This is a genomic window from Alcanivorax profundi, assembly GCF_003597125.1.
GTDB lineage: Bacteria > Pseudomonadota > Gammaproteobacteria > Pseudomonadales > Alcanivoracaceae > Alcanivorax > Alcanivorax profundi.
The window spans coordinates 186,333-207,145 of record NZ_QYYA01000005.1 but is presented as its reverse complement, the minus strand read 5'-3'; the positions used below and the strand labels follow the sequence as shown (position 1 = coordinate 207,145).

Sequence of the window (20,813 nt, the reverse complement as noted above, 5' to 3'; positions counted from 1 at the left end):
GATCAGGAAGGTTCCTGGGGCTCCACCGCCACCGGGCCGGCGACGGCAAATTTTGACTTGGAAAACGCAATACGCTCAGCGGCGGGCAGATCCTTGTCGCCCACAGACTCGAGGTAATCCTCGATAATCCGGCAACGACGCAACAGACCGTCGTCCATGGCAATCTGGATATTCAGCCCCGGGCGGGCATTGAGCTCAAGCATCATGGGACCGTGGTCGCGGTCCATGACCAGATCAACCCCCAGATAGCCGAGCCCTGTCAGGTCATAACAACGGGCCGCCAGAGACAGACAATCCTCCCAATCAGGCACGGTCAATCCCGCCACCGCGTTGGCCGTGTCCGGATGCCGCTGGATCTTCCTATTGAGCCAGGTACCATCCAGCGTCACACCGGTGGACAGATCCAGGCCGACACCAATCGCACCCTGGTGCAGGTTTGCCTTACCCTGGGACTGCCGGGTAGGCAGGCGCAGCATGGCTGCCACAGGGTAGCCCTTGAGCACGATGATGCGAATGTCCGGCACACCCTCATAGCTGATGCGCTTGAACAATTCGGTAGACGTCACCCGATACTCGATCAGTGCCTGATCGCGATGCCCACCCAGCGAATAAATACCGGAAATGATGCCGGAAATATGGTGTTCCAGTTCCTCGAGGGTAATGATGCGGCCGGACGCAGAGCGGAAATAGTCTTCAAAGCGATCGGCGATCACCATGATGCCATCCCCGCCAGCCCCCTCCGCGGGCTTGATAACAAAATCCCGGTGCGTATCCACCACCTTGCGCAGGGTGCTGATACCCTGCTCGGTGGCAATGGTGCCGTACAACTCCGGCACCCTGATACCGGCATCCAGCGCCATTTTCTTGGTCTTGATCTTGTCATCGACCAGCGGATACAAGCTGCGCTTGTTATAACGCAGAATGTAGTCCCCATTGCGCTGGTTAATACCCATGACACCACGGGCACGCAGGGCCTTGCGGGTCTTGGACCACAGCATCAGTGCTTGTCTCCCTCGACCATGGCGCGAAAACGCACCAGCTCAGTCAGTCGGTAACCGCGGTAGTGCCCCATCAGCACCATGAATGAGGCCAGGCAAAGCAACACGCCAGGGAAGGTAAAGACGAAGTACACCAGCGGCTGCCATACCATCAGCAAGTGACACAGGATCGCGGTGAACAGGGTGCCCAGCGCCACCTTGAGTGACTGACTGCCCCCCCGTTCCTCCCAGACAATGGAGGTGCGCTCAATTACCATGGTGAGCACCACCATCGGGAACAGGCCAACAGACAACCCGGAGCCCATTCCCAGCTTGTAGCCCAACAGGCTGAGCAATGCCATGGTGATCACTACAAAGGTCAGCACCACTGACAATCGCGGCAGCAACTGCAACTTCAAGTGTTCCAGATACGATCTCACCGACAAGCCAATGGCAGTAATAAAGGTGAACAGCAACACACCGTACAACACCTGGGTTTCCCGGAAGGCCAAGGCCACCAGCACCGGAGTAAAGGTACCCAGTGTTTCCATGCCCACCAGCGAGCGCATCAGCAGCACAAGAATCACCCCAACCGGGATCATGATCAGAATGCGGTACAACTGCTGTGCCGGCAGCGGCAACTCGTAGAGCGAGAAATCGATAAAGCTCTCGGCATCCTTCATCCGCAGGGACTGGGCCAGCTGCAGCGCACTCATTTCATTACGGTGAACACTGAAGGAGACATTTCCGGATTTACCCCCATCGAGCTTGAGCAACGACTCCGCCCCACGCCACCAGACCAGACGATCTTCCGGGAGCCCCTGCTGACCATTCACCGGGTTGAAGTAAAGCCACTGTTTGCCGTTGTAGCTACGCAGCCATAACTCGGGCTGCTGCCCCTGACTCTCAGCAAGACGCAAGGTATGGACCGGTTCGGCAGGAATGTGGGACATCGCCAGCAACAGGTCGACCACCTTGGCCCGGTTTTCCGGACTTAAATCGCTACCCAGCAGCAGCTGGACATTGTCGTTTTCCAGCTCATTGACGCGCTTGATTGTCTCACTAATGAAGGTTTCCACATCCGCAGAATGCTGACGGATTGGCTCCAGCAGCGCCTCGGCAGCAAGACGCTCCGGCCCCTTGAGGGCAGGCGCAGGACGAAACTGGGGGCCGGGTTCATTTTCAGGGGACTCAGCGTAGCGCTGGGTCAACATCAGCCGGTAATACAGATATTGATTGCCCTCGGCTCGCCGGGACGACCAGGTCACCTGGCGATTGCCCTTCTCCGTGTTGACGTTGACGCCATAATTATTGGAGATAAAGCTTTCATTCAGCGTGGTGTAAGCATTGTTCTGGGGCGGCACAAACATCCGCACCTTGACCGGCTTGTTGGGCCGGGCATTAAACCCCACCTCAGCATCCACCACCCACACCTGATCGGTTTCATCCTGGCTGAGCGGAACGTGCTGCACAAATACCTGATACAGAACACTGCCTACTCCCAGCAATAACAGGAAGAAAGCGAGCAAACGCGCCTGAAACTTGACTGAACCCATTATTGCGCCTCGGCAGCCTCCGTCATTTCATCATTGTTTACGTCTTTCGCCGACGACTCACATCTCGGAGCGCCGGCAGCATGCTGCATGGAAGGGTCCACCACTGCTGCCAGTTTCTGCAGTGCGTGTGAACCCATCAGCATGGGGTAACTGAATTCACTGCGATCGGTCAGATTCACCTCAATCTGCTGCTGGCGCTTACCCATACACACCGTCAGCATGACCACTGGCCGGCTGCGATATTCACGTTCATCACCGTCCAGGCTCTCGGCACGCTGCTTGATTCTCACGTGCCCCGCCAACGGCAGCTCGATGTCGTCCCACTGGGACTGCGTGATTCCCAGCTCCTCACGATCATCCCGATCAATCGCCAGGTCAAACTCCACCATTTGCTGACCATCACGGGTAAAGGTCTTTATGTAACGGGCGCTCAATGAGGCGCTGTCCGCTCCAGTATCCAGCTTGGCAGGCACGGTGACCCCCAGCTCTTCGATAAATACCTGCTCATGCAAACCATAGATCATCTTGCTTGCCGATGCTTCGGCACTGGCCTCCCAGGACATCCCGAGCAACATCAGCCAGAAAGGAATTCGCATCTTAACAACCTGATATCAAAAGCGTTACTGCCCCCGGACTCCCTGGAAAGGAGGCCCCTCAGGCCCCCCTATGACCCGGCCCGGGGCAAATGGTTGCGCCATTCTAGGACAACAATCTGGCCCGCGCAGGAACAACCGTAAAATCGTGAACTGCTTCACAGTGCGCAATCTTACGACAAAGCCCGACCGATGGGCTATCACCAGCCCAAAGCGCTGTTATAATGCGCGCCCCTGCGGGCTGGTGATAACCGGCCTGCTCATTTTTCACTGGAGCTACACTCGTGATTGAACGCCTGCGCAATATCGCCATCATCGCCCACGTTGACCACGGCAAGACCACCCTGGTGGACAAGCTGCTGCAACAGTCCGGCACCCTGGGAGATCGCGCTGGCGATATCGAGCGGGTCATGGACTCCAATGATCTGGAGAAGGAACGGGGCATTACCATCCTCTCCAAGAACACTGCTATCCAGTGGAACGACTATCGCATCAACATCGTGGACACCCCCGGACACGCCGACTTCGGCGGTGAGGTAGAGCGCGTCATGTCCATGGTGGATTCCGTACTACTGCTGGTAGACGCAGTAGACGGCCCCATGCCGCAAACTCGCTTTGTTACCCAGAAGGCATTTGCCGCTGGCCTCAAGCCGATCGTGGTGATCAACAAGATCGACCGTCCCGGCGCGCGCCCTGACTGGGTCATGGACCAGGTCTTTGACCTGTTCGATAACCTGGGTGCCACCGACGAGCAGCTGGATTTCCCGGTAATCTATGCCTCCGCCCTGAACGGCATCGCCGGCATGGAAGCCGACAACCTGGCCGACGACATGACCCCGCTGCTGGAAGCCATTGTCGAGAAAGTGGCCTATCCGGATGTGGACGCCGATGGCCCCTTCCAGATGCAGATTTCTTCCCTGGACTACAACAGCTACCTGGGCATCATCGGTATCGGCCGCGTCAAGCGTGGTCAGATCAAGGCCAACAGCCCGGTGAAAGTAATCGGCGCTGACGGCGAAGTCCGCAGCGGCAAGATTCTGACCATTATGGGTTATCACGGTCTGGAGCGAGTGGACGCCCCTACTGCCTCTGCTGGCGAGATCGTCTGCATTACCGGCCTGGACCCGCTGAACATCTCCGACACCCTCTGTGATCCGGCCAATGTGGAGGCCCTGCCCCCGCTGAGCGTGGACGAGCCTACCGTGAGCATGTTCTTCCACGTGAACACCTCGCCATTCGCGGGCCAGGACGGCAAGTTCGTCACCAGCCGCCAGATTCGCGAGCGCCTGGAAGCCGAGCTCAAGCACAACGTGGCCCTGCGCGTGGAAGAAACCGGCAGCGCCGACCAGTTCCGCGTCTCCGGCCGTGGTGAACTGCATCTCTCGGTACTGATCGAGAACATGCGCCGTGAAGGCTTCGAACTGGCCGTGGGCCGTCCGCAGGTGATCATTCGTGAAGAAGATGGCGTGAAGCAGGAGCCCTACGAAACCGTGGTGGCCGATGTGGAAGAGCAGCACCAGGGCTCCATCATGGAGCAGCTGGGTCTGCGCAAGGCCGAGATGACCAACATGGAACCGGACGGCAAGGGCCGTGTCCGCCTGGAATTCCTGGTGCCGAGCCGTGGCCTGATCGGTTTCCGCAGCCAGTTCCTGACCCTGACATCCGGCACCGGTATTCTCAACAGCACGTTCAGCCACTATGGCGAGTTCAAGGCGGGTGACATGGCCAAGCGCATCAACGGTGTGCTGGTATCCATGGTCAAGGGCAAGGTGCTGGGCTTCGCCCTGTTCAACCTGCAGGAACGTGGCCGCATGCTGATCGACCCGAACGTGGACGTCTACGAAGGCCAGATCATCGGCATTCACAGCCGTGGCAACGACCTGGTCGTGAACCCCACCAAGGGCAAACAGCTGACCAACATGCGCGCCTCCGGCACCGATGAGAACATCGTTCTCACCCCGCCGATCCGCTTCAGCCTGGAGCAGGCACTGGACTTCATTGAAGATGACGAGCTGGTTGAGGTCACCCCCAACCATCTGCGTCTGCGCAAGAAGCTGCTTACCGAGACCGAACGCAAGCGCGCCGGTCGCTAATAAGGCTGCCAGTCCTGATAAGGCTGGTGCACCCTGCCATGCAGGGGCGCCAGCCTGCCCTGGGCCTCCAGGGCATCCAGCGCCTCCTCCAACAATGCCGCAGTCCGGTCACCCGCAGCGCCCTTCGGCACAATTAACACATCGTCATAGCAGCGAAACAGGCTACGGTGGATATTTTCGAGCCCGCTGCTGCGCAGCATATTGTCTGTTTCTTCCTGGGCACCGATAAAACCGTCCAGTCTTCCACGCGCGACCAACGCCAGCCCCTGGCGCAATTCGGTTACCCCTTCTAGCGGCAAGGCAAACAAATCGAGATTGGCCCTCAAGGTCGCCAGTCGCAGTCCCCCCTGTTGTGCTCCTGAGATCGCCTGCTGCCCAGTGAGCCGCTGCCTGGCAGAAGAATACAGCACCATGCAGACCTCCCCCATCGGGCGCTCCACATATCGCCAGGGCAACGACGGAAGATCCAGTGCTGGATTTCGAATCATTGGCATATGAAAGTCTGCGACCCCCGTTGAGGCATCGTGTATCGAGCGAATGAAAGGGGACACCCGAATCTTCACCGACACCGCAGGCAATACGTCATCCATTGCTCGTAATAATTCGATGAAAGGACCACTCTGATCGAGATTGGCGAGACCGGGTATGTGCGCAACACTGCCGACCAGAGACCGGGGAGGGCTTTCTGCTCTGACGTGACCGGCCAACAATCCCAACACCAGTCCCAGCACCACCCCCAGTATCAGCCCACTCCGGAAAGCCCCTGCCCCTGACGCCTTCTCTACAGCCCGCCCCGGCAGCAAACTGTCTTGGCTCTGTTGCTGTTCATACTCAGCGATAACATCCCGAGCCCGGCAGACATCCTCGTCATCCACCCACACCGAAGCCAGCCCCGCAGCAGGCAGCTCTCCCACTCCGCCCTGAAGAAGATCGCCTCGTACCTGGGCGGCGATACCAACCTGCTCCAGCAGCCCTGCAACCATGTGAGCCTCGAGGCCCTCTCCAGCTTGATAAACACATTTCACGGCTCAACCGCTTCCTTGTCGATCACCTCCAGCAAACGGTAGCGAAGACGACTTCCATCGGCAGGAGGGGTCTCCAATTCGCTCACCTCCACCCGCAAGGTATACCGGTAACCTTGCTCAAAACGGAAGCCTTCAATGGCATCATAGAACAGTTGGTAGTTCTCCTCCCGGGAGTGCCGAACCCGCATGCAATCCATCGGCCCAACGCCGATACAGGCGGTGGTATAAGGTGCGACATAAAGCAGTTCACCCTCCGACCCCGGCTCACTGCAGGCAACCAGCATCAACAACAGACACATCCATCCGGGTTTCATCATCCGAGTCCTGTTATTCTTTGTTCCAATCAATATCACGGACACCCCACCACGGCAAAACCCATGCTGCATATCGCCCTTTTCGAACCCGAAATCCCTCCCAATACAGGCAACATCATTCGGCTAGCCGCCAACACCGGCGCTCAACTGCACCTGATCCAGCCTCTGGGTTTTTCCCTGGAGGAAAAGAAACTACGTCGAGCGGGGCTCGATTACCGTGAGTTTGCCAACCTGCAGCTACACGATAACTTTCCCCATTTTCTGGACCAAACCATCGGCCAACGCCTGTTTGCGCTAACCACAAAAGCCAGCCGCCCCCACAGCACAGCGAATTTCCAGGACGGGGACATCCTTTTGTTCGGACCGGAAACCCGCGGGCTTCCCAAGTCTGTCATTGAGTCGCTCCCTGCCGAACAGCGCCTGCGCCTGCCCATGGTCGCCGACAGCCGCAGCCTCAACCTCAGCAATGCCGTTGCGGTCACACTGTATGAGGCTTGGCGGCAGCTGGGATACGCAGGGGCAGTGAACAGTTAACAGTGAATAGTGAACAGCGCGCGAGGCAGGTTTGTTTTAGCCTTAAACGCAAGAGGCCGCGCCCATTGCCTGGGCGCGGCCTCTTGCGTTTAAAAACAGGTCAACGACGCTTCGCGACGCTATTCACTGTTAACTGTTCACTGCACCGTTTCGCCTGCCGCCTCAGCCTGCGCAGCTTGCTGCTGACGCTGTTGCTGGTACAGCGCGTCGAAGTTGATCGGCTGTAGCACCATTTGCGGGAAGGACGCTTTGGCGACCAGATCGGAGACCACCTCACGGACATAGGGGAACAACATGTTCGGGCAGTAGGCGCCGAGCAGTTGGGCTCGCTCCTCCCCGTCGATACCCTTCACGGTAAAGATTCCCGCTTGCTTCACTTCCACCAGATAGAAGGTCTTTTCTTCCCTCTCGTCTTTGGCGGTTACGGTAACAGTGAGTTCAACCTCGAACTCATCACCTTCACCAATGCGGCGAGCACCGTTATTCAGTTGTACATTTACCTTGGGTTTCCATTCCTGCAGAAACACATCCGGCGCCCCTGGGCACTCGAAGGAAGCATCCTTCAGATAAAGGCGCTGCAGTTGGAAAACCTGTTGTTGTTCGTCAGCCATGTCTCTCTCCTTACTCCCCCGAATCAGCGCTGAGCAGGCTATCCAGCTCGCCCGCGCGCTCCAGAGCATACAGTTCATCGCAACCACCGATGGGGTGGCCATTTATAAATATCTGCGGCACCGTGCGTGCCCCGCCGCGCTGCTGCATTACCAACCGCTGCTGCGGATCGCGGTCCACATCGGTGTCCTCATAGGACACATTCTTGCTGTCCAGCAAACGCTTGGCGCGAATGCAGAACGGGCACCAGGCCGTGGTATACAGCTCGACCCGTGCCATCAGCCCTTCACCACAGGCAAAGAAGCAGACCGCCAGGCGTTGATTCCGCCCTGGATCCGATAGAGATCCGCGAAGCCCTTGGTGCGAAGCTGTCTGCCAAGATGTGAGGCCTTGCTTCCCATATCACAAGTGAGAATCAATGGTTTCTCCTTGTATTTTTCCAGTTCTGCAATACGCTCTAGGGCCTGACCGGCAGGAATATTGAGGCTGCCAGCAATGTGGCCGGCGCGAAATTCATCGCCCTCACGCAAGTCGATGATCACTGCCTCCTGCTGATTGACCAGATTGGTGGCCATTTGTGGGGTCAGGGGCTTGCCGCCGCGGCGGGATTCAAGCACAAAAAAGACTGCCCATAGCAGGAAAAAAGCGGACACCAGAAGATAATGGTTACTGGCAAACTCGAAAAGCTGACTCATGAGAACCCCGGATCAAGGTATACAGCCACAGCCGGGACCGCCGTCATCGCCCCCTGCTGCAAGATAAAAGCGGCGCCAAGTATACACATCCCCGGGGGGGTAAGGTAAAACCATGCGGTTGCATATCCTGTTATTGCTCCTGCTTCCCGCTCTTGGTCTGGCGGCAGGCACGCCGACCAAGGCCGATCTGGAAGAGCTGAAATCGCAAATACGCGCCCTCAGTGACGCCCAGGGCAAGGAACTGCGGGAACGAGATGCCTTGCAGGCAGAGCTTCGTGAAGCAGACCTGCGCATCAGCCGGCTGTCAAAAGAACGCCGCCAACTGGAACGCAAGGTCAGCGAATCCCAGCAACGCCTGGATGCACTTCGTGCAGATCAGGCTCGTCTCGCCAGGGACAAACAGTCCCAACTGGCCTGGCTGGCAAAAACGGTGCGCGCCAGCTACCAAACTGGCCGGCAGGAACGGCTCAAACTGCTACTCAATCAGGAGCAGCCGGATCAGATTGCCCGATTGATGCGCTACCAGGAATATTATCAACGCGCCCGAGCCGAGCGAGTCCAGACCCTCAGCCGCGAACTTTCGGATCTTCAGGCGATCAGCGTCAGAGTCAATCAGGCCCGCAGCGCCCTGCTGGATCAACGCAGCGACGTGCAGCGGCACGCGCAGAAGCTGCAACAAGCGCAAACCGCACGGCAGCAGACTCTCGCCACCCTCAACCAGTCACTCAAGGAACGGGGCGGCAGTATCGACAGGCTGAAGTCGGACCAGAATCGGCTTGAAAAGCTGCTGGCAGACATGCAACGCAGCCTTGACGACATCCCTGCCGAGATCGGCGGCAAACCCTTTGGCAAACTCAACGGTAAACTGCCCTGGCCTGTGGAAGGCCGTATTGCTACCAGCTACAACAGTCGTCGTGAGGGGGCGCTCCGTTGGCAAGGGGTGATTCTGTCTGCACCTGCCGGCACCCCGATACGGGCCATTCATCCTGGCCGCGTGGTCTACGCTGATTGGTTACGCGGCTATGGTCTACTTACCATCGTCGACCATGGTGATGGCTACCTCACCCTGTACGGACACAATCAATCACTGCTGCGCGAAGTGGGAGAGTGGGTGGCCACGGGTGACCCGTTGGCCCTTGCCGGCAACACCGGTAGCAACCAGGGCAGCGGTTTGTACTTCGAAATTCGTCATCGAGGCAAAGCCCAGAACCCGGCCCGCTGGTGCGACCGCCGTGTTACACTGCCTACGCTGGGACGCCTTTAATTCATGCGCCGCAGCTCACAAACAACATCGTGCCGGCCACAGGAATGGCTGGCCATCCGGGGATAATGAATGCCTGAATTCACGCTGACAGCCCTGCGCTCCGCCATGCTGGCGGGGATTCTATCCGCTTTGCCTTTCGGCTTCGCTCATGCCGAGGATCCTGCCCTGGACCAGCAGGCTCGCCAGCAGGGTGTCCCCGTGGACGAGTTGCGCGCCTTCGCCGAAGTCATGGAACGGATCCGCGGTGCCTACATCGAGCAGATCGATGATCGCGAGCTGCTCGAATCGGCCATCCGCGGCATGCTGTACGAACTCGACCCTCACTCCAGCTACCTGACCCCTGACCAGTTTGACGACCTTCAGATCACCACCACAGGTGAATTTGGTGGCTTGGGCATCGAAGTCACCATGGAAGATGGTTTCGTCAAAGTGGTCACTCCCGTGGATGACTCCCCTGCCAGCAAAGCCGGCATCCAGGCCGGCGACCTGATCCTGAAAATTGACGACACCTTTGTGAAAGGGCTGTCACTGAGTGAAGCCGTGGAACTGATGCGCGGCGAAGTGGGCTCCGAAATCGAGCTCATGGTGCTGAGCGAAGGGAAAGAAAACCCCCGCCAGGTCACACTGAAGCGCGACAAGATCCAGATGCACAGCGTCAAATCACGCCTGCTGGAGCCCGGTCTGGGCTATGTCCGCATTTCCCAGTTCCAGAACAATACCGGCAGCGATACTGCAAAAGCCCTGGAGAAACTGTCCGCCAAAGGGGAATTACAAGGACTGGTTCTGGACATGCGTAACAACCCAGGCGGCGTACTGGGGGGCGCAGTAGAAGTGGCCGACCTGTTCCTGGATAAAGGCCTGGTAGTCTATACCGAAGGCCGCCAGCCAGGCAGTCGCAGCGAATTCAAGGCAACACCGGGTGACCAGCTGGCTGGCGTCCCACTGGTCGTTCTGGTCAATGGTGGCAGCGCCTCCGCTTCTGAAATTGTGGCTGGCGCCCTGCAAGACCAACACCGGGCCATCGTGGTTGGCAACCGCACCTTCGGTAAAGGCTCCGTACAAACGGTACTGCCACTCAGTAAGGACCGGGCCCTCAAACTGACGACGGCTCGTTACTACACTCCGAATGGTCGCTCGATCCAGGCGGAAGGTATCGAACCGGACATCAGTGTCGACGTGGTCACCCGGCTCGAGGTGCGTGAAGACCAACATGTCCGGGAATCGGATCTTCCCCGCCACTTGAACAATGAAAACAATGAGCAGAAAAACAGCAAGAAAACCCGCTCTCTGGCTCAGGAAGACTACGCCCTTGCGCAAGCGCTATCCGTCCTGAAAGGCGTCGTACTTGCTCAAGCCGATCACTCCGACAGCAATCCTGACACCGACACAGAATGAGGCTTCCGCTCCTGATAACCCTGGCTGTGCTGGCCCTCAGCCAGCACAGCCAGGCCTCTCCACGGATCGCGATCATCATTGATGACCTCGGCTACAGCTATTCCCGGGGTAAAGCCATCACGGATCTTCCTGCGGATGTGACCTGTGCCGTTATTCCGTTCTCTCCCCATGGATCACGGCTGGCAGAACGCGCCAGTCTGGCTGGCAAGGAGGTCATCGTGCACATGCCCATGGCCGCCCAACAACAGGCCAGACTCGACCGGGGCGGGCTGACGCTGGGCATGCAGCAGACGGAGATATTGCAGGCAGTGCGCGAGGCGCTAGGGCAGGTTCCCCAGGCCCGCGGGCTCAATAATCACATGGGCAGCGCCCTGACAGAGCAAGCCGAACCCATGGGCTGGTTGATGGGCGAACTGAAAGCGCACCAGCTATTCTTTGTGGACAGCCGCACCAGCGGCCGCTCTGTAGCGCAGCGCACCGCCCAGCGTGTCGGCATCGCCAGCGCAGGGCGAGATATCTTCCTGGATAATCAGCGCGATCTCGCCAGCATCAATCGTCAGTTCAACAAGCTGCTCCAGCTGGCACGACAGCGCGGGCAGGCAATCGCCATAGGCCACCCCTACCCGGAAACCGTGCACTACCTGCAGCAAGTGTTGCCCCTGATGGAGCAAGCGGGCATTGAAGTCGTGCCGGTCTCGGACCTGCTGGAGGCGCCGGCAGTGAACACCGCCGATGCCTCCCCACAGGCTCAGGCAGAATCCTGAGCCCGGCCAATCCCGGTCAGGCGCGCATAGCCAATCATCAGGAAGCCGAACACAAACATCAGCACCCCATACACCGCTGACGGCACTGACATCGCCTCGGATTGCAGTAACGTCAGTGTCACCATCAACCCCAGCGTGCCATTCTTGATGCCAAGCTCGATAGCCACGGTAAAAGCCTGATCACGGCTGAGGCCAATCAGACGCCCGCCGACCATACCGAGCACGATGCCGGCCACATTGAGAATGATGGCAGACACACCCGCCTTCTTGAACAGATCCAGCGCCTCTTCGCCCAGCTCGATCAACAGCAACGCAATCACGGCCACCAACACCAGCAACCCGAGCAGACCGACGGCTTTCTCTCCTTTTTCCGCCCAGGACTGACGAAAATGCCGAATGGCCATGCCGATCGCGACAGGCAGGAGAATGATGACGATCAGGGTGATGATGGTGCGCAGCACCGGCAACTCGAAGCTTTGTGACGAGTCCTGAAAGCGCTCCAGTGCCCAGCCGGTGAACGCGGGCAAGGTCAACACCGTGATCAGACTGGCAAGCACCGTCAGCACGATGGACAGCGCCACATCCCCGCGCCCCAGATAGACGAACAGGTTGGACGTGGTTCCCCCCGGGCAGGCCGCAATCACGATCAGGCCAACCGCCAATGCCGGAGACAAATCCATGGCATGGGCCACGCCCAGAGCAATCAAGGGAAGCAGGAGGATTTGGCAAACCAGCCCGTAGGCGGTACCTCGCGGGGCGATGGCGACTTCCCGGAAGTCGCGCGGGGTGAGGGTCATCCCCATCCCCACCATGATCAGAAACAGGGATATCGGCAACCCGATATCAATCAATGCGCTGGAACCCATGTTTTACTCTCCCGTGGTCTTCTTATGTTTTGTTGTCGCAAAACATCGAGAGTAAAACAGGGTTCCATTTATGGCCAGTATTAGGGAGCCCCTGAATAACTCCTTGCACGCTCAGTCTTTCAGGCTGGCTCACAATCTAGGCGCGGTTTTGAAGGTGTATGTCCATCCATCGAGAAAGCGCAACAACGAGTGTGGGCCAGCCTGAAAGACCCAAAGGGCGCGGCCTGGAGCGCACATCTGCTGCGCCTTGCCTCTAGGAAAGGGAACCACCCTTACCGTCGAGACAAGACACAAAAGCTGCACGCTCCAGGTCACGCTGAGCGTGCAAGGAGTTATTCAGGGGCTCCCTCACGGCTACAGACCGCGACGGCTGACGCGAATCACCTCAATCCAATCGCATTTCCACACCGGCGTTCTGCATGTAACGCTTGGCATCTGCCACGGTGTACTCGGCAAAGTGGAAAATCGAGGCCGCCAGCACTGCATCCGCCCCGCCCTGAATCACACCATCCACCAGGTGCTGAAGGTTACCCACCCCACCGGAGGCAATCACCGGCACCGGCACCGCATCGGAAATGGCACGGGTCAGGGCAATATCAAACCCGTTTTTGGTGCCATCGCGATCCATACTGGTCAGCAGGATCTCGCCAGCTCCGTAATCCGTCATGCGCTTTGCCCACTCGACCGCATCCAGCCCGGTGGGCTTGCGGCCACCATGAGTGAAAATTTCCCAGCGGTTAGGCTCGCTTTCCGCACTGACTTTCTTGGCGTCGATGGCCACCACAATGCACTGTGAGCCAAAGCGCTCAGCGGCTTCGCGAACAAACTCCGGGTTGTGCACCGCAGCGGAGTTGATGCCTACCTTATCCGCCCCCGCGTTAAGCAGGTTACGGATATCTTCAAGGGTGCGAACGCCGCCTCCCACCGTCAGCGGGATAAACACCTGGCTGGCGATCTGCTCCACCGTGTGCAGGGTGGTATCACGCCCTTCATGGCTGGCGGTGATATCCAGAAAGGTAATTTCATCGGCACCGGCGTCGTTATAACGCTTGGCCACTTCCACCGGGTCCCCCGCATCGCGGATATCCACGAACTGGACTCCCTTGACCACTCGCCCGTCGTCCACATCCAGACAGGGGATAATCCGTTTGGCTAAGCCCATGACAATATCCTCCGATCAGGCACCGATCAGCTCGTCGGAAAGCGCCTGGCCTTCAGCGAAATCCAGCGTTTTCTCGTAGATAGCTCGGCCGGTGATAGCACCACTGATACCCAGTTCTGACACCGCGCACAGGTTACGCACATCTTCCAGATTGGTGATACCACCAGAAGCAATCACCGGAATGGAAATGGATTCGGCCAGGCGCAAGGTGGCTTCCACATTCACCCCCTGCAGCATGCCGTCACGGCTGATATCGGTGTAGACGATGGCAGACACACCATCATCCTGAAACTGCCGGGCCAGGTCGATCACATCAACATCAGTAACATTCGCCCAGCCATCGGTCGCCACCTTGCCGTCTTTGGCGTCCAGTCCGACGATAATGTGGCCGGGGAACTGCTTGCACATGTCACGCACAAACTCGGGTTCGTTCACCGCCTTGGTACCGATGATCACCCACTGCACACCGGCATCCAGATACGCCTGGATAATCTCCGGGCTGCGGATCCCCCCACCAATCTGAATCGGCAGATCCGGATGCTTCTGGGCAATCGCCTTGACGATATCGCCATTCACCGGCTCACCGGCAAACGCCCCATTCAGGTCCACCAGGTGCAAACGGCGAGCCCCCTGCTCTACCCAGTGGGTGGCCACCGCCACAGGATCGTCGGAAAATACCGTGTCGTCTTCCATACGCCCCTGCTTGAGGCGAACACATTTACCGTCTTTCAAATCAATGGCAGGAATCAAAAGCATCGTGATTTCTCAAAACTGGGTTGCCCTACAGGAAGGCAACGGATGAAACGGGGTTATCGCTGTCAACTGTCCACTATCAATGGATCTCAAGGCTGCCAGCGCAGGAAATTTTCCAGCAGGGTCAGGCCGGCATCTGCGCTTTTCTCCGGGTGGAACTGCACCGCAAAGACATTATCGCGCGTGACCGCAGCGGCAAAACGGCGACCATAGTCACAGTAGCCCGCCACGTCAGACTCCGGCACGTCGGTGGCGCAGTAGCTGTGGACAAAGTAGAAACGGGCATTATCGGCAATGCCTGCCCACATGGGGTGAGCCATGCCCTGCTGGACCTGGTTCCAGCCCATGTGGGGCACTTTCAGCTTGTTACCGGTTTCACCCAGCATCTCACCGAAAAAACTCACCTGACCACTGAACACGCCCAGACAGTCAATACCGTTGTTTTCTTCACTGCGGGCCAGCAAGGCCTGCATGCCGACACAGATGCCCAGCAATGGCTTGCCCGCCGCCACCACATCGTGGATGGCCTGATCGAGCCCGGTGTCGCGCAGCACTGCGATACAGTCCCGGATCGCGCCGACACCGGGAAACACCACCCGGTCCGCCGCGCGAACCTGGTCCGGGTCGCTGGTAATCAAAATCGTCTGGCCGCTGGCCACTTTCTCCAGCGCCTTGCTCGCAGAGTGCAAATTACCCATGCCGTAGTCGATGACGGCAACCACTTCAGTCATCTTTTTCGCTCAACGTACCTTTGGTGGAAGGGGTAATGCCGTCCATGCGCGGATCAGGCTCCACCGCCATGCGCAGGGCGCGCCCGAAAGCCTTGAAGACCGTCTCGGCCTGGTGGTGGGCATTCTTGCCACGCAGGTTATCGATGTGCAGGGTCACCATGGCGTGGTTGACCAGCCCCTGAAAGAACTCGTAGAACAGGTCCACATCAAAGCCGCCAATGCTGCCGCGGGTGAAATCCACGAACATTTCCAGACCGGGGCGGCCCGACAGGTCGATCACCACGCGCGACAGGGCTTCGTCCAGCGGCACATAGGCATGCCCATAGCGGCGAACACCTTTCTTGTCACCGATCGCCTTGGCAAAGGCCTGCCCCAGGGTGATGCCGATATCTTCCACCGTGTGGTGGGCATCGATGTGCAAATCCCCTTTGGCCTTGATCTCCAGATCGACCAGACCATGGCGAGCCACCTGATCCAGCATGTGCTCGAGAAACGGCAGGCCGGTGTCCAGCTTGCACTGGCCAGTGCCATCCAGATTGATCGTGACCTGAATCTGGGTTTCCAGGGTGTTGCGCTCAACAGTAGCGCTTCGCTTGCTCATCTCTTTCTCCCGGTTTGAAGAGCCTCTGCATCGTCATCCCACCCGCCCAACGCACCAACAACGGTGCCCGGAATACACAAAGGGGTTATTCAGAAGATCCAGGGGCGGCTATTATACGCAGCCCGACAGCCCCGAACCAGCGAAGGAGCCCCCATGCCGATCAGCGTTCAGGCCCACCCCCTGACCCAGCAAGAATGTGACACCTTTGACAAGGTGCTTCGCGAAGACCCGCAATACCGTGAAAAGCTGGCATCCGCGCTGTCTACAGGCGATCGCAGGCTGTTTGTGGCCCACTTCAACGGCCAGCGGGTGGCTATCGCCCTGATAGAAGAAAACCAACCGTGTCTGGACTGGATGGTGGTTCATCCGGCCACTCGCGGCCGGGGCGTTGGCAAGGATTTCGTTCGTCTGATCGGCAAGGCCCTGGGCGAGCCACTGACGCTGCCGGACCACTGCACCGGCTGACAGGGTTACTCGCTCAGCAGGGGGGCCGTTTGGCAACGCCTGGCGTGCTCATCCTGCAAGGCGTTATTCATAGGTTCCCTAGGCCAGTGGCAATCGCAAGTGCAGAGTAAAGCCCCGGCCCGGCCCGGCACTCTCCGCCCAAAGCTGCCCGCCGACCTGCTCGATCATGACCCTGCCCATGGCCAGCGATAGCCCGAAGCCCTCCTCATGATGGCGCGAGCCCATCACAAAGAAGGGCTCCAGGATATGTTCCAGCTGCTCACTGGTCGCACCCTTCCCTTCATCGCGAATGCAGATATCCGCATGCCCTGCCGGCACATCCACGTCAGAGGTAATTTCAACACTCCCCCCCTCCGCACTGAAACGCAGGGCATTATCCAACGCCATGGCAAACACTTCTTTCAGCTCGCTTTCGCAGGCCCGGACCCGCAAGTTCGGTGACACCCTGTTCCTCACTGTCAGCCCGGCACGCTCAATCTGTTCATCAAGATCCCGAATCAGCGCATCCAGCACCCACATAGGCTGGCACGCCCCCATCAGGGGAGGCTGATTTCGGTCAGACAAGTCAAAATAGCGCAGCGACGTACCGACAATACCGGTCAAGCGCTTTTGCCCCTTGCGTACCATGGCCCATACATCTGCTTCACTTTCACCCTGACTGCCCTGCCCCAGGGTATCCGCCGCTCCGATCCAGTTGATCGGGGTATTCAGCTCGTGGCTGATGTACTGCAGGAACATGGATTTGTCCTGGTTCATCTGCTCGATATCCGCAAGGTGGCGCTCCAGTGTATGTTGCGCCTCCTGTGCGAGTTGCTTGCGCTCATTTTCAAGAAAACGGATCCGGTCTCCCAGCGCCAGAGACAGCATGACTACCACCCACAGGGCCCCGAAGTGAGGCAAGTAAGGCACCACGACGCTGTAAGGCATCAGCCCAAGGTTGCCCAGCGCAAACAGGAAAATCGTGAGCAAAAAGACAGACCAGGCCAACACATACAAGCGGGCCACCCGGAACCCCTGCCGCCACACGGTCCAGCCCAGCCAGCTGAACAGCACCACTGTTATCAGCGCGACAATGGTCGAAAGGTGGTAGGAATACGGCGGCTCAAGCAACCACTGCAACAGGAAGGCCACGCCAATCAGAATTTGATAGCGCTGTAACAGACGCTCATAGCGGGGGAAACGTTGGGCAAGTTGCAAAAATTGCCGGGAATAAAGCGACAGAGACAGGGCGATGATGTAGGTGGCCAACCAGAAGTACTCATTGACCTTGGGCCATTCCGGCCACAGGTACTGCAACCCGAAACCACTGACACAAATATTGAAATAAATCACACCACCGAGAAACATCACGAAATGCAAGTGCACGTTATCTCGTAACGACAGGTATAACAGAAGGTTGTAGACCAGCATGATCACCAGCGAGCCGTAAAAAAGGCCCTGAAGCAACTGCTCCAGATAGGTAAACTCTACCAACCCCTTGGCGCTATAGAGCATGGGCAGCATGTTGAGCGCCCCCTTGCCCCGGATCTTGATGTAATACTCGGTAACCCCTCCTGAGTCTGTCTCCAACGCGAACACGAAAGAACGATGATTCATCGGGCGTAGAGAGAACGCACGGGTATCCCCCACTGCATACTCCTGAAAGCCCCCCTCACCATCCGGTACAAAAAGGGTGATTTCATCCAGAATGGGATAGCGTTCTACCAGAAACCAGCTCCCCTGCGCCTGCGAAGCATCTACCGCAAAGCGCAACCAGATGGTGCTTTGCGTAAAACCAAAATTCAGCGCACTGCTATCGTTGTTGCGAAACCGGCTGGCAAAATGGGTTCGCACCTGATCCAGGGACCAGTTCCCTTCCGGGTCCTCCAGTATCTGCATCTTCTCGCCCAGCGAAACGCGCTCACCGGCTTCTGCGAGAGACACAGGTGATACCTGTACCCCCCAAGCTGCCCGTGACAAAAAAACCAGCAACAACAGCAATAGCGTGTGGAACTTTCGCAAGCGCCCTTCCCCTAACATCACATCGATAATTATTTTAACTGCGCCGCTGTATAACGCCGTTCTTACCCAGGCAGCCCGGGAATGCACAGGGAGTTTTACAGCTGCGTCGTATAGTCTGTCACTTCCGACTGCTATAATCCGTGTCATCTGGCCAACGCGCAAGGAGAGCTACATGGGACGCCTGCTAAAAATTTTGCTGATCACGGTTTTTGCCATCATCCTGCTATTAGCGATTGCCATTTTTGTGATCACCCAGGTCATTGATCCCAATGAATTCAAACCCGAGATCGAAAAACAGGCCCGCGAACAGGCCAACCTGACCCTGGATATCCAGGGAGATCTCGCCTGGCAGTTCTGGCCTTCGCTCGGCGTCAGCATCGGTCGCACCGAAGCACGCATTGCTGACGAGGACGACCTGTTCGCCGCCCTCAATGACGCCAGCCTCAGCGTGGCCGTGCTCCCCCTGTTCTATGGGCAAGTAGAAATGGATGGCATCAGCATCAGCGGTGTCGAAGTGAACCTGGTCGATAGCCCGGAAGGTGCCAACTGGGAACAAATTGGCCCGCAAACCGAGGCAGAAACCGCCGCTGAAGAAAGCCCAGCTGAAGACGACACAAGCAGCGGCAGCATGGATATCCCGCTGACCATTCCCAGTGTGGCCGTCACCGATGGCAAGGTCCGCTATCGCAACACCGCCGATGGCACCGACATCGTGGTAGAGCATTTCAATCTGAACGCCCAGGACGTGAACCTGGACGCGCCGTTTCCGCTGCAGATGTCCCTGCGCTATCAGGACCAGAGCGATATGCGCGTGGACCTGAACCTGGACACCGTGCTGGCAGCAGATATCGACAACAGCCACTTTGTTCTTAACCCGATGAAGCTGGACGCCAACATTGCCGGCGCCACCACCATGCCGGTGGAGGTGCATCTGGAGCAGAATCTGGATGTAAACCTCAATGAAGACACCCTCAGCATCAAGGATCTGCTGCTAACCGCCGCGGGCACGCAAACCCGCGGCAATGTGGACGTCAAAGCCCTGACCGGCGATCTCCAGCTCAGCGGCAAGCTCACCACCGAGCCGTTCGATGCCAACAAGGCACTGGAAGCCATTGGCGAAGCGCCCATCGAGACCAGCGATGACAAGGCCCTGAGCAAAGTCGCTCTGGATGCCACCCTTGGCGGCGAGCCCGGCAGCATCATGGTCAGCCCGTTGCAGATCACCCTGGACGACAGCACGCTCAGCGGCAGCGCCGGTCTGGCCAGCCTGGAGAGCGGCAAGATCGTCTTCGATCTGATCCTCGACAAGATTGCACTGGATGGCTACATGCCGCCGGCCAGCAACACCGAAGAACCCGTCACCGCTGCCGCCGGCGGCGGCAAGACCGGCGGCACCAACAGCCTCAGCGAGGAAGAGCTGATTCCGGTGGACACCCTGCGTCCGCTGCTGCTGGACGGCAAGCTGGCCATTGGCCAACTCAGCTACGACGGCATCAATGCCAGCGACATGAAATTTGCGGTCACCGCGAAAAACGGTGTCCTCAAACTGACCCAGGCCACCGGCAGCACTCTCGGCGGCAACTTCAGTGCCAACGCCACCCTGGACGCCTCCGGCAGCACCCCGAAACTGTCCGCCAGCAACACGATCCGCACCGTGCAAATCCAGCCCATTGCCCAGATGGCCCTGGAAGACGATCTGGCCAAAGGCATTTTCTCCATGTCGGGCAACTACAGCGCCAGCGGCAACAGCGAGAAAGCACTGATGAACTCCGCCAAGGGCAATATCGACCTGAATCTGACCGATGCCACTGTGCGCGGCCTGAACCTGTACCACACTCTGGTCGGCGGCGTGAACGACATGCTTGGCCAGTTCCAGGGGCTTGCCACCGCGCTCATCCCCGGGCAGGAATCCGGTAAACTGCCCTCCGCCCTGTCCGAAGATACCAAGATCCTTGATCTCGCCTCCAAAGCGCGGCTGGACAAGAATGTCGCCTACCTGGACAGCCTCAACGCGACCCTCAGCAAAGGCGAGATTAGCGGCAACGGCTGGATGAATATCCTCAATCAGGATTTCGATCTGAAGATTGGCATGCAGTCCCCGGAACTCGGCAAATCCAAGTATCTGGAGGGCACCACCTGGCCTCTGCGCTGCGAAGGCAATCTGGCGGGCAGCCCTGCCAAGTGGTGCGGCCCCGACAAGGATGGCTTCAAGGACATCGGCAAACAGGTCGCCGCCAAGGCCACCCAGGACAAACTGAAGGAAAAGCTCGGCATTGAAGGCGAAGGCGATACCGCCGAAGAAGTCATCAAGGATGCCGCCCAGAAGAAAGCCAGGGAAGAGGTCAACAAACAACTCCAGGATGGCCTGAAAAAGCTGTTTAAATAAAAGAGGCGGCACACTGCACGCCAAAAACC

The 20,813-nt window shown here is 58.3% G+C and carries 21 protein-coding genes; 7 read left to right on the top strand and 14 right to left on the bottom strand.

Annotated features, from left to right (window positions below):
* Positions 1-2: 2 nt before the first annotated feature.
* Genes D4A39_RS14910 through D4A39_RS14900 form a run of 3 tightly spaced genes read right to left on the bottom strand, consistent with a single transcriptional unit; the run spans position 3 to position 3,129 of the window.
* Positions 3-998: an alpha-L-glutamate ligase-like protein gene (locus tag D4A39_RS14910; RefSeq protein ID WP_022984392.1), complete on the bottom strand. Its 996-nt coding sequence runs from the start codon at positions 996-998 to the stop codon at positions 3-5.
* Positions 998-2,533, bottom strand: a complete 1,536-nt coding sequence (locus D4A39_RS14905; protein ID WP_022984391.1) for an inactive transglutaminase family protein — start codon at positions 2,531-2,533, stop codon at positions 998-1,000. Before D4A39_RS14905 ends, D4A39_RS14910 begins: the two co-directional genes overlap by 1 nt.
* On the bottom strand, positions 2,533-3,129 hold the full coding sequence (locus D4A39_RS14900; protein WP_022984390.1) for an ATP-dependent zinc protease family protein: 597 nt from the start codon (positions 3,127-3,129) through the stop codon (positions 2,533-2,535). The genes D4A39_RS14905 and D4A39_RS14900 overlap by 1 nt, the downstream gene beginning before the upstream one ends.
* A gap of 281 nt (positions 3,130-3,410) precedes the next feature.
* Between D4A39_RS14900 and typA the strand changes: the two genes are divergently transcribed.
* The gene (typA, locus tag D4A39_RS14895; RefSeq protein ID WP_022984389.1) at positions 3,411-5,219 is read left to right on the top strand and encodes a translational GTPase TypA; all 1,809 of its coding nucleotides are present in this window, start codon (positions 3,411-3,413) and stop codon (positions 5,217-5,219) included.
* Here typA and D4A39_RS14890 read toward each other — a convergent pair.
* Positions 5,216-6,202 (bottom strand): putative signal transducing protein, encoded by a 987-nt coding sequence (locus D4A39_RS14890; protein ID WP_233552494.1) that lies wholly within the window; start codon positions 6,200-6,202, stop codon positions 5,216-5,218. The two genes, typA and D4A39_RS14890, sit on opposite strands and share 4 nt — an antisense overlap.
* 38 nt (positions 6,203-6,240) lie before the next feature.
* On the bottom strand, positions 6,241-6,561 hold the full coding sequence (locus D4A39_RS14885) for a DUF4377 domain-containing protein (RefSeq protein WP_022984387.1): 321 nt from the start codon (positions 6,559-6,561) through the stop codon (positions 6,241-6,243).
* Positions 6,562-6,621: 60 nt separating this feature from the next.
* Between D4A39_RS14885 and trmL the strand changes: the two genes are divergently transcribed.
* Positions 6,622-7,092 (top strand): tRNA (uridine(34)/cytosine(34)/5-carboxymethylaminomethyluridine(34)-2'-O)-methyltransferase TrmL, encoded by a 471-nt coding sequence (gene trmL / locus D4A39_RS14880; RefSeq protein WP_022984386.1) that lies wholly within the window; start codon positions 6,622-6,624, stop codon positions 7,090-7,092.
* Positions 7,093-7,229: 137 nt separating this feature from the next.
* Here the strand turns inward: trmL and secB are convergent, their stop codons facing one another.
* The 3 genes from secB to D4A39_RS14865 are packed head-to-tail and all read right to left on the bottom strand — an operon-like array spanning position 7,230 to position 8,396.
* Entirely contained in the window at positions 7,230-7,703 is a 474-nt protein-coding gene (secB, locus tag D4A39_RS14875) for a protein-export chaperone SecB (RefSeq protein WP_119918480.1), read from the bottom strand.
* 10 nt (positions 7,704-7,713) lie between these two features.
* Positions 7,714-7,980, bottom strand: a complete 267-nt coding sequence (gene grxC, locus D4A39_RS14870) for a glutaredoxin 3 (protein WP_022985565.1) — start codon at positions 7,978-7,980, stop codon at positions 7,714-7,716.
* Positions 7,980-8,396 (bottom strand): rhodanese-like domain-containing protein, encoded by a 417-nt coding sequence (locus D4A39_RS14865; RefSeq protein WP_022985564.1) that lies wholly within the window; start codon positions 8,394-8,396, stop codon positions 7,980-7,982. The genes grxC and D4A39_RS14865 overlap by 1 nt, the downstream gene beginning before the upstream one ends.
* 112 nt (positions 8,397-8,508) lie before the next feature.
* Here D4A39_RS14865 and D4A39_RS14860 point away from each other — a divergent pair, with 112 nt between their 5' ends.
* From D4A39_RS14860 to D4A39_RS14850, 3 genes are all read left to right on the top strand, one after another.
* On the top strand, positions 8,509-9,660 hold the full coding sequence (locus D4A39_RS14860) for a murein hydrolase activator EnvC family protein (RefSeq protein ID WP_022985563.1): 1,152 nt from the start codon (positions 8,509-8,511) through the stop codon (positions 9,658-9,660).
* Between the two features lie 69 nt (positions 9,661-9,729).
* Positions 9,730-11,055: a S41 family peptidase gene (locus tag D4A39_RS14855; RefSeq protein WP_119918479.1), complete on the top strand. Its 1,326-nt coding sequence runs from the start codon at positions 9,730-9,732 to the stop codon at positions 11,053-11,055.
* Positions 11,052-11,819, top strand: a complete 768-nt coding sequence (locus D4A39_RS14850) for a divergent polysaccharide deacetylase family protein (RefSeq protein ID WP_031226521.1) — start codon at positions 11,052-11,054, stop codon at positions 11,817-11,819. The genes D4A39_RS14855 and D4A39_RS14850 overlap by 4 nt, the downstream gene beginning before the upstream one ends.
* On the opposite strand, the gene D4A39_RS14845 is transcribed toward D4A39_RS14850, so the two are convergent.
* The 5 genes from D4A39_RS14845 to hisB all read right to left on the bottom strand — a co-directional run bounded on the left by D4A39_RS14845 (position 11,804) and on the right by hisB (position 15,932).
* Positions 11,804-12,685: a bile acid:sodium symporter family protein gene (locus tag D4A39_RS14845; protein ID WP_102792637.1), complete on the bottom strand. Its 882-nt coding sequence runs from the start codon at positions 12,683-12,685 to the stop codon at positions 11,804-11,806. The genes D4A39_RS14850 and D4A39_RS14845 overlap by 16 nt on opposite strands.
* Before the next feature lie 385 nt (positions 12,686-13,070).
* Positions 13,071-13,847, bottom strand: coding sequence for an imidazole glycerol phosphate synthase subunit HisF (gene hisF, locus D4A39_RS14840; protein WP_022984773.1), 777 nt, complete (start codon positions 13,845-13,847; stop codon positions 13,071-13,073).
* A gap of 15 nt (positions 13,848-13,862) precedes the next feature.
* Positions 13,863-14,603: a 1-(5-phosphoribosyl)-5-[(5-phosphoribosylamino)methylideneamino]imidazole-4-carboxamide isomerase gene (gene hisA / locus D4A39_RS14835; protein WP_022984772.1), complete on the bottom strand. Its 741-nt coding sequence runs from the start codon at positions 14,601-14,603 to the stop codon at positions 13,863-13,865.
* An 86-nt stretch (positions 14,604-14,689) separates the two neighbouring features.
* Positions 14,690-15,331 carry an imidazole glycerol phosphate synthase subunit HisH gene (hisH, locus tag D4A39_RS14830; protein ID WP_022984771.1) on the bottom strand — a complete coding sequence of 214 codons (642 nt, stop codon included), beginning with the start codon at positions 15,329-15,331 and terminating at the stop codon, positions 14,690-14,692.
* Positions 15,324-15,932 (bottom strand): imidazoleglycerol-phosphate dehydratase HisB, encoded by a 609-nt coding sequence (gene hisB / locus D4A39_RS14825; protein WP_022984770.1) that lies wholly within the window; start codon positions 15,930-15,932, stop codon positions 15,324-15,326. Before hisB ends, hisH begins: the two co-directional genes overlap by 8 nt.
* A 153-nt stretch (positions 15,933-16,085) precedes the next feature.
* On the opposite strand from hisB, the gene D4A39_RS14820 reads away from it, so the two are divergent.
* Positions 16,086-16,397 carry a GNAT family N-acetyltransferase gene (locus D4A39_RS14820; RefSeq protein ID WP_022984769.1) on the top strand — a complete coding sequence of 104 codons (312 nt, stop codon included), beginning with the start codon at positions 16,086-16,088 and terminating at the stop codon, positions 16,395-16,397.
* A 78-nt stretch (positions 16,398-16,475) separates the two neighbouring features.
* Here the strand turns inward: D4A39_RS14820 and D4A39_RS14815 are convergent, their stop codons facing one another.
* Positions 16,476-18,320, bottom strand: a complete 1,845-nt coding sequence (locus D4A39_RS14815; RefSeq protein WP_022984768.1) for a sensor histidine kinase — start codon at positions 18,318-18,320, stop codon at positions 16,476-16,478.
* 250 nt (positions 18,321-18,570) lie between these two features.
* On the opposite strand from D4A39_RS14815, the gene D4A39_RS14810 reads away from it, so the two are divergent.
* The gene (locus D4A39_RS14810; protein ID WP_022984767.1) at positions 18,571-20,784 is read left to right on the top strand and encodes an AsmA family protein; all 2,214 of its coding nucleotides are present in this window, start codon (positions 18,571-18,573) and stop codon (positions 20,782-20,784) included.
* Positions 20,785-20,813: the final 29 nt, after the last annotated feature.

Coding starts and splice junctions, on each gene's coding strand:
- D4A39_RS14860 (WP_022985563.1), top strand. CDS start 8,509: ATGCGGTTGCATATCCTGTTATTGCTCCTGCTTCCCGCTCTTGGTCTG.
- hisB (WP_022984770.1), bottom strand. CDS start 15,932: ATGAGCAAGCGAAGCGCTACTGTTGAGCGCAACACCCTGGAAACCCAG.
- D4A39_RS14890 (WP_233552494.1), bottom strand. CDS start 6,202: ATGGTTGCAGGGCTGCTGGAGCAGGTTGGTATCGCCGCCCAGGTACGA.
- secB (WP_119918480.1), bottom strand. CDS start 7,703: ATGGCTGACGAACAACAACAGGTTTTCCAACTGCAGCGCCTTTATCTG.
- D4A39_RS14855 (WP_119918479.1), top strand. CDS start 9,730: ATGCCTGAATTCACGCTGACAGCCCTGCGCTCCGCCATGCTGGCGGGG.
- hisA (WP_022984772.1), bottom strand. CDS start 14,603: ATGCTTTTGATTCCTGCCATTGATTTGAAAGACGGTAAATGTGTTCGC.
- D4A39_RS14850 (WP_031226521.1), top strand. CDS start 11,052: ATGAGGCTTCCGCTCCTGATAACCCTGGCTGTGCTGGCCCTCAGCCAG.
- D4A39_RS14845 (WP_102792637.1), bottom strand. CDS start 12,685: ATGGGTTCCAGCGCATTGATTGATATCGGGTTGCCGATATCCCTGTTT.
- D4A39_RS14810 (WP_022984767.1), top strand. CDS start 18,571: ATGGGACGCCTGCTAAAAATTTTGCTGATCACGGTTTTTGCCATCATC.
- hisH (WP_022984771.1), bottom strand. CDS start 15,331: ATGACTGAAGTGGTTGCCGTCATCGACTACGGCATGGGTAATTTGCAC.
- D4A39_RS14900 (WP_022984390.1), bottom strand. CDS start 3,129: ATGCGAATTCCTTTCTGGCTGATGTTGCTCGGGATGTCCTGGGAGGCC.
- D4A39_RS14910 (WP_022984392.1), bottom strand. CDS start 998: ATGCTGTGGTCCAAGACCCGCAAGGCCCTGCGTGCCCGTGGTGTCATG.
- trmL (WP_022984386.1), top strand. CDS start 6,622: ATGCTGCATATCGCCCTTTTCGAACCCGAAATCCCTCCCAATACAGGC.
- D4A39_RS14885 (WP_022984387.1), bottom strand. CDS start 6,561: ATGATGAAACCCGGATGGATGTGTCTGTTGTTGATGCTGGTTGCCTGC.
- hisF (WP_022984773.1), bottom strand. CDS start 13,847: ATGGGCTTAGCCAAACGGATTATCCCCTGTCTGGATGTGGACGACGGG.
- grxC (WP_022985565.1), bottom strand. CDS start 7,980: ATGGCACGGGTCGAGCTGTATACCACGGCCTGGTGCCCGTTCTGCATT.
- D4A39_RS14905 (WP_022984391.1), bottom strand. CDS start 2,533: ATGGGTTCAGTCAAGTTTCAGGCGCGTTTGCTCGCTTTCTTCCTGTTA.
- D4A39_RS14865 (WP_022985564.1), bottom strand. CDS start 8,396: ATGAGTCAGCTTTTCGAGTTTGCCAGTAACCATTATCTTCTGGTGTCC.
- D4A39_RS14820 (WP_022984769.1), top strand. CDS start 16,086: ATGCCGATCAGCGTTCAGGCCCACCCCCTGACCCAGCAAGAATGTGAC.